At 34.9% G+C, this 2074-nt stretch carries 2 protein-coding genes and 1 pseudogene; 1 reads left to right on the top strand and 2 read right to left on the bottom strand.

Annotation, left to right across the window (positions count from 1 at the left end; all coding sequences use genetic code 11):
* Positions 1 to 127 (top strand): annotated as a pseudogene (locus V7056_RS16040) (Nif3-like dinuclear metal center hexameric protein); the annotation flags it as partial.
* A 32-nt stretch (positions 128 to 159) separates the two neighbouring features.
* On the opposite strand, the gene V7056_RS16035 reads toward V7056_RS16040, so the two are convergent.
* On the bottom strand, positions 160 to 1107 hold the full coding sequence (locus tag V7056_RS16035; RefSeq protein WP_499703430.1) for a 4-hydroxy-3-methylbut-2-enyl diphosphate reductase: 948 nt from the start codon (positions 1105 to 1107) through the stop codon (positions 160 to 162).
* A gap of 83 nt (positions 1108 to 1190) precedes the next feature.
* On the bottom strand, positions 1191 to 1961 hold the full coding sequence (vrrA, locus tag V7056_RS16030; RefSeq protein WP_499703429.1) for a VrrA/YqfQ family protein: 771 nt from the start codon (positions 1959 to 1961) through the stop codon (positions 1191 to 1193).
* Positions 1962 to 2074 lie beyond the last annotated feature (113 nt).

Genomic DNA, 2074 nt, shown 5'->3' with positions numbered 1-2074 from the left:
ACATAATATTGAAAAAGTGATGAAGGATGGCGTCAAAAAATTATTAGACAAGAAACTAAATGAAAACAATTTAACTTGTGAAATTGTCGCTTCAAAAATAAATACTGATCCATTTATTTTCATTTGAGAAGAAAAAGCTCGCCCTTAGTGGGCGAGCTTTTATTGTTCTTTAATTCTTACTTTAGGAAGAATGCGATTTAACTCTACATTAGAAGTGATGTCCCATGTGCTTTCATCTTTTGGGTCATAACGTTCTAAGAAGGCAATGACTTCACGTGTAATTGGTGTTGGAGTTGATGCGCCAGAAGTAACAGCGACAGTTTCAATGCCATCTAACCATTTTAATTGAAGCTCAGTTAAATCTGAAATACGATAAGCTTTTGTACCTGCTATTTCATGAGAAACTTGTGCTAGTCGATTCGAGTTATTACTCATAGGGTCACCTACAACGATTGTTAAATCGGCTTCCCCAGCACGGTCAGCAATTGCTTCTTGGCGTACTTGCGTTGCCATGCAGATTTCTTTATGAACATGAGCAGATGGATATTTCTTAATTGCATATTGAATTAAATCGACAACATCCCATTGACTCATAGTCGTTTGATTCGTGATGATGATTTTATCAGTAGGAATAGACAACTCGTCTATATCTGATTTGTTTTGAATTAAGTGTACGATTTCTGGTGCAATACCAACAGCACCCTCTGGCTCGGGATGTCCTTTTTTACCGATATAAATAAAGTGATATCCTTCAGCCATTCTATCTTTGATTAAATCATGTGTTTTTGTTACGTCAGGACATGTTGCATCAATTGTTGTAAGACCTTTTTTTATTGCTCGGGACTTAACTTCTGGAGAGACACCATGTGCTGTGAAAATAACAGTTCCTTTATCAATTTTATCAAGTATATCTAAACGACTTGGCCCGTCTAATGTGATGATTCCTTCTTCTTCAAATGCATCAGTGACATGTTTATTATGAACGATCATTCCAAGAATATAAATTGGTCTAGGTAATGATGGATCCTTTGCAGCATTTCTAGCAATTACCATTGCATCTACAACTCCGTAGCAATAGCCTCGTGGGGTAACTTTTATAACTTTCATGGAGTAGCCCCTCCTTTATTATATTGTTGTACATTTTTTATTATAAAGGAGGGAGATAGAACTATACAAAGGAAAATGTCTATTTACATAAACAATTTTGGTTTTGGAGAATCATTTAAGACAATACTTTCTTGAATTTGCATCAATTCACTATCATCATTCTTGATTGTTTTTTTTCTACTTCTTTTCTCTTTTGTTGGTGTTTGAACACTATTTTCGTTTTTAGCAGCTTTTTTTGTTTCGCTTGGATCATCAATGTTTACTTCTTTAAATATCTTATATAAAGAAGGTAGATTTTTTACAATTGGTCCATATTGTTGAATCATTGGTGTAACGTTTTGAGCAGTCTGAACAGCTCTTTGCATATTGCCAATGATCCCAGTAAGAGATGTGTCGCCACCTAACACACGAGACAAAAATCCTGTGCTACCACTTTCCTGTCTATCTGGTTTTTGCCCCGTCATCGGATATTGACTCTGAGCTGGTTGTTGATGTTGAAACATGCTGCTATTATGTGACTGAATAACAGGTTGATTTTGAAATGGCACAGATTGCAATAATTTATTTTGATTTACATATTGCTGATATGGATTTAATTGAGGTTGAGCTGTTGTTGGTTGCTGAATATATCCTTGGTTTTGCGGATGGGACTGTTGCCCTCCTTGGAAATAATTTTGTTGAAATTGATGTTGCTGTGGTGGTTGTTGAAAATTTGGGTATTGTTGATATTGCGGTCTCATTCCGTATGGATTTTGCATATTAGGGTAAGGCTGATGATAGCCATTAAAAGAATTCGGTCCGTACATATTTTGCCCCTGTTGATTTTTTTTCTTAAATTTATCAAGTAATCCCATTTCTAACAAACCTCCTTTCAAAAAGCACTTTATTACTTAGGCTATGCACTACTTTAAAAATGGTTAGTATAGGACAACCTAAAAAATAAAATGATAATAAAAAAGAAGATTAA

It is taken from the genome of Bacillus sp. JJ664 (genome assembly GCF_036962205.1).
Lineage (GTDB): Bacteria > Bacillota > Bacilli > Bacillales > Bacillaceae_G > Gottfriedia.
This window is presented reverse-complemented; position numbering and strand designations above follow the sequence as displayed.